The organism is Eubacterium sp. AF15-50 (genome assembly GCF_934835595.1).
GTDB classification, from domain to species: Bacteria; Bacillota; Clostridia; order Lachnospirales; family Lachnospiraceae; genus Eubacterium_G; species Eubacterium_G segne.
The window spans coordinates 1-5,325 of sequence record NZ_CAKVZL010000120.1; the positions used below are offsets into that span (position 1 = coordinate 1).

At 34.0% G+C, this 5,325-nt stretch carries 4 protein-coding genes and 1 pseudogene; all 5 read right to left on the bottom strand.

Annotation, left to right across the window (positions count from 1 at the left end):
* Positions 1-1,419, bottom strand: a 1,419-nt coding sequence (locus Q5O73_RS09990; protein ID WP_302669611.1) for a glutamine--tRNA ligase/YqeY domain fusion protein, incomplete at its 3' end; no start/stop codon positions are given.
* 117 nt (positions 1,420-1,536) lie between these two features.
* Positions 1,537-2,211, bottom strand: coding sequence for a 3D domain-containing protein (locus tag Q5O73_RS09995; RefSeq protein WP_021952976.1), 675 nt, complete (start codon positions 2,209-2,211; stop codon positions 1,537-1,539).
* A 141-nt stretch (positions 2,212-2,352) separates the two neighbouring features.
* Positions 2,353-2,661, bottom strand: coding sequence for a hypothetical protein (locus tag Q5O73_RS10000; protein WP_021952975.1), 309 nt, complete (start codon positions 2,659-2,661; stop codon positions 2,353-2,355).
* A 20-nt stretch (positions 2,662-2,681) separates the two neighbouring features.
* Positions 2,682-4,586, bottom strand: a complete 1,905-nt coding sequence (locus Q5O73_RS10005) for a gamma-glutamyl-gamma-aminobutyrate hydrolase family protein (protein ID WP_302669612.1) — start codon at positions 4,584-4,586, stop codon at positions 2,682-2,684.
* A 139-nt stretch (positions 4,587-4,725) separates the two neighbouring features.
* Positions 4,726-5,325, bottom strand: a pseudogene (locus Q5O73_RS10010) (PEP/pyruvate-binding domain-containing protein); the annotation flags it as partial.

Genomic DNA, 5,325 nt, shown 5'->3' on the forward strand with positions numbered 1-5,325 from the left:
GCTCATGTCTCCTTTTAGTATGTTCACAAGCTCTGGTAATTCATCTAAACTTGTGCTTCTTAGCACTTTACCAAACTTCGTTAGTCTTTCTGAGTCTGGAAGTAAGTTTCCATTTTCGTCTTTTTTATAGTCCACACATTTAACAAAGTAGGCATTCATAAGTCTTACTTCATTGCCTGGGAATAATCTGAAATATTTCTTAGGAGGTTCCTCCATAAAATCTTCTCTTTCAATATATAATTCCCTGCTAAAAGGTACTTTTCTGCTACCAAGTTCAGGACATTCAACGTTGTTATCCACGTCAAGCCATTCAACCTGTCCTTCAGGATAATTATCAATAATAACCTTTACAGGATCTAAAACAGCCATAATACGTGGTTTTTTAGCCTTAAGATCTTCTCTGATACAATATTCAAGCATAGCGTAATCCACAGAGCTCTGGCTCTTTGAAATACCGCACAATTCAACAAACATCTTAATTGATTCAGGAGTAAAACCTCTTCTTCTAAGAGCTGCAATGGAAACCAGTCTCGGATCATCCCAACCGTCAACAATTCCGTCTTCAACTAATTTCTTAATATATCTCTTTCCTGTAACCACGTTTGTAAGATAAAGTTTTGCAAATTCAATCTGTCTTGGGGGATTAGGATACTCAAGTTCATTTACAACCCAGTCATATAAAGGTCTGTGATCTTCAAATTCCAATGTACATATAGAATGTGTTACTCCTTCTATGGCATCCTCAATAGGATGCGCAAAATCGTACATAGGATAAATGCACCACTTATCTCCTGTATTATGATGTGTCATATGTGCAACTCTGTAAATAATAGGATCTCTCATATTAATATTAGGACTTGCCATGTCAATTTTGGCTCTTAAAACTTTTTCACCATCTTTATATACACCATTTTTCATGTTTTCAAAAAGCTCAAGGTTCTCTTCAACACTTCTGTCTCTGTATGGGCTGTTTTTTCCCGGTTCTTTAAGAGTTCCTCTGTATTCCCTTATTTCGTCTGAACTAAGGTCACAAACGTATGCTTTTCCTTTTTTTATTAATTTTACGGCTGCTTCATACATCTGTTCAAAGTAATTTGATGCAAAAAACAATCTGTCTTCCCAGTCTGCACCTAACCATTTGATATCTTTTAATATGGATTCAACAAACTCTTCCTTTTCCTTTGTAGGGTTTGTATCATCAAATCTCATGTTAAACTTGCCGTTGTATTCCTTAGCAAGTCCATAATTTAAAAGAATTGATTTTGCATGTCCAATGTGAAGATATCCGTTTGGTTCCGGTGGGAATCTTGTTTGAACATGGTCAAATCTTCCTGTTTCTAAATCCTTGTCAATTATCTGCTCAATAAAATTCCTTGATTCTGCTTTTTCTTTTTCATTAATTTCTGTGTCTATTGCCATCTTTTGCCTCCGGTTTTTATTACTTTATACACAATTGTTAAAATTATACACTAAATGGAACTCTATTTCAATAACGTAAAAAAGGAACTTATAGTAAAGCTCCTTTTTTATGTGTTCTTATCTTTTTACATAAACGTCACAGTATCTTACACCCCAGTCTAAAGCCTTTGAATGGGAACTGAAGAATATATCAATTCTGTTTCCTCTGATAGCACCACCTCTGTCTTCAACAGTATATGTGTGACCGTTAATCACAACCTTTGAGCCAAATGAAAACTGTGATGTATCTGCAGCTATAGTTCTTCCTGCCGTTGCCACGGTACCTGATGCGGTAATACCTGTTGACTTTCCACAGCATCTTGCACAACTGCAATAACCTGTAACTTTAAATGTTCCAACCTTTATATATTTACTTTTTTTCTTTTTTCTCTTGTTCTTAGCCGTTTTCTTTGATTTCTTCTTCTTTTTCTTCTTGTTCTTAGAAGATTTGGACTTCTTTTTTGTGATTTTTATTGAATCATTTGATTCAATAACTATTGGCTCTTCTGAAGTATCTGCTAATAAATTATTGGTGGCTGCTGTATTTGTGTTTAGAACATTTGTAGATAACTTACTAACCTGATTAACAGATTTAGTAATAATGTCTGCATTAACTGACTGTAAAGCTTTAACCTTATCTTCTGTAAGCTTAACATCATTGTTTATTTCATTACCATAGAAACAACTTGAAACCGTAATAACAAGTGTCATGGCAAATAAAACAATGCCAGTAATGAGTTTTGTTTTATTCATAAATACACTCCTTCTCTATGCACTTATCCTGTGCACAAGAAGTACTATACAGCATTTATTACGTTTTGTCAATAAATTATTACAAATTTGTTACATTTATATTTTAATTTGAAATTATTTGATTAAAATTATTACATTGTATTAGAAGATTTTTTCTAATATTCTGTCTAATACATATTCATGTCCACAAATAACTATTGTGTCATCATTTACGAGAATAAAGGCTGTTTTTCTAAGATTGTATACAACCCCTAATTCGATTCCACCATAGGTTTCTGCTTTTCTTATAATGGAATTTATTTCACGTTTTGACATATTAACTACCGGCATGTCATCTCTACGTTTAAATTGTATAATAGGATATCCACCCTGGTAGCCTGCCACAATTAAATTCTCAAGATTATATTTTTGTGACCAGCACAGAAGTTTTTTATCGCTGATTGTATTCATAAAAGTTTCCTCATTTCCAATTATTTAATATGACGCTGTATAAAATTAATAACCAAACGTCTTGTATCTTCAAGAGCATTTGCAGTAGCAAATTTTCTTTCCGGATGCCACTGTAATGCAAGAATTTTCATTTCGTCTGAACCAAATGCCTCAATGGTGTTGTTTTCCCTGTCTATGGCAAGAGGCTTGAAACATGGTGCCAGACCATCTGCCGGAACCACATCCTGATGGAAATTATTAACCCATATTTCCCTGTTTTCTTCAACAAGATAAACCTTGTGATCAACTCCCCTTGGTCTGTCACTTTCAAGAGTAGGATGATAAAGTAGTTTTCCACCAAACAAAACATTTAAATACTGCATACCACGACAGGTGGCAATAATAGGTATACCTTCCCCTATACAATGCTTAATAAGTTTATCTTCCATAATATCACGGTGGGGCTGCAATTCCTCATTATGGCTTCTGTCATAATATTTAACAGGTAGTGCTCCTCCTCCGGCTACTATTAAAAGATCACATTGTCTCTCAAACAATTTTCCGACATTTTTTACATAGTTAGACGCAGGCTGTGGAATAAAGCCCAATAGCTCATAAAATCTAATGTATGCTGCCTCTAACACATCTGTAGGGTCTCCATATTGATTAATTCCCTCTCTTTGGGTAATAAGAGCCCTTAAATCCTCACATTGTATGCCCTCTTTGATAATGCCGTTGGCACAGTCTAATTCCATGTAATTAATGCCTGATGCATAATTATATATTTTTTCACCACATCCTATGGCAGCAGGTATTTCAAATTCTGCACACCTTATTGCCATATGGGATGCCATTCCACCGTACTTTGTAATAAAGCCCTTAATTCCCTTAGTAAATATCCACTCATATCCCGGATCAGCCTTTGGAATCATTACGATTTTATCCATAAGGTCTTCATCGGTTTCATGCTCTAAATTTACGACTTCACCTTCTACTTTTTTGGAAGTAATAAAGTTAGGTCTTGCTTTATTTACTGGAATAACAGATATACCTGTTTCGTTTAAAATTACATCAGGTAAAATTATGTTTGAGTACTCATTGTAATAATCCTGATTTTGTTTTATTACATTTTTAAGAAAAGCTTCTATTTCCTTTATTCCAAGTCTTCTGCAATCCTCTAAATCCTCAACGGAAATCCAGGACAAATCATTTCTGTCAATATTTAATATTTTTCCAAGACTTTGTATTAAGTCAATGGCAAGACTAAGGGATTTTGTAAATTCAAATTTAAAATACTCCCTGCTTTCTATTGCCGTTGTCATAAAATGAATAAAATCCTTTGCAGTTATGTCAAAATCAATAGATAATAATGCTTTTGCCAGAATTTCCTCGTTAAGCCCTGTCTTTATTGCTTTTTCCTTTTGAGGCTTGTAAGTTCCTGTAACCGGTCTAAATACCATCTGATTGTAACTGTCGGTTCTTATGTCATATGTGCCACTTCTTAAATGACCGTACTTGCTGTTAAAATCATCTCTTGTCATTTCACCGGCAGAATATTCCTGGTAATCTTTTTCAAAATCTGAAGATACAGTGGTAATTCCCTTCATAAAATTATCTATATCTTCCTGAACAAACCATCCTGAGGCCACAAGGGAACTGCAAAAACTTCTTGCTATAAAAGCCATTCTTGCCTGACGGGTAAACTGTGGTGTTCCAAATCTTCTTATATTTTCAAGAAGTTCAATTATAACTTTAATCAGCTCCTGAGGGTTAGAACAATTCTCATATCTGTCTTTAATCCGTTTCCTTATACTTTCAAGTTTCTTAATGTCACCGGTATCATTAACGGAAATTTCATTGTAATTTGACACATTATTAAATGTAAGCTCTTTAAGTGCTTCCGCTATTTGTTTTCTCTCACTGCTGGAAAAACCATAGTCTAACAACTCGGTAGTTCTAAGATAAGTGTTAAAGTCATAGCTGGAATATACAATTTCAAATTCTATCTTATCATGTGCCGTAACGTCTTTTTTTAACTTAGATGAATAGAATGAAACTAATTTTTGAGCCAGCTCTTCATCAATCTTAGCCGGTATAAGGGAATAAAATGAATATTCCAGACTTATATATGGCTTTACACCTATTTCTGTACATGATCTCTTCGTCTAAGCGACTGTATACCATAGGTAACAGACCTTCATTCCATGACTTTGAATTTATAATAAATCTATATAGTGAATAATCCAATGTTCTTGGACTTGTTCCAATAATTTCTGACGGATTCCAAAATGCCATGTCGGAAAACATCATATAATTGCCATCTATTATATTCTTTATGTTTCGATAATCACTTTTCAGATTATTTATTTTGTCATAAAAAACATTAAAACTCTCAGAAGCCTTTTTATTTTTTGAAAAGTTAGCCACTAAAGGTCTGACCTGAAAAATAATAACTTCATTTTTTTTATTAATGGCAAACTCAATATCAAGGGGTATCTTAAGAAGTTCCTCAATTTCGTTAACAGCCGTAAGTAAGTTACACCATTCCACATCTAATTCATTTAACCGGGTGTTTCTTGCTATCCAAAGTGTTTTCCCACCAATACCACTGGTAACGGAATCCGTTGAGCCACTGTCATCATAATTAATTAAATAATATGGTCTCTGACCCTGAATATCGTAAGT

Coding starts and splice junctions, on each gene's coding strand:
- Q5O73_RS09995 (WP_021952976.1), bottom strand. CDS start 2,211: ATGAATAAAACAAAACTCATTACTGGCATTGTTTTATTTGCCATGACA.
- Q5O73_RS10000 (WP_021952975.1), bottom strand. CDS start 2,661: ATGAATACAATCAGCGATAAAAAACTTCTGTGCTGGTCACAAAAATAT.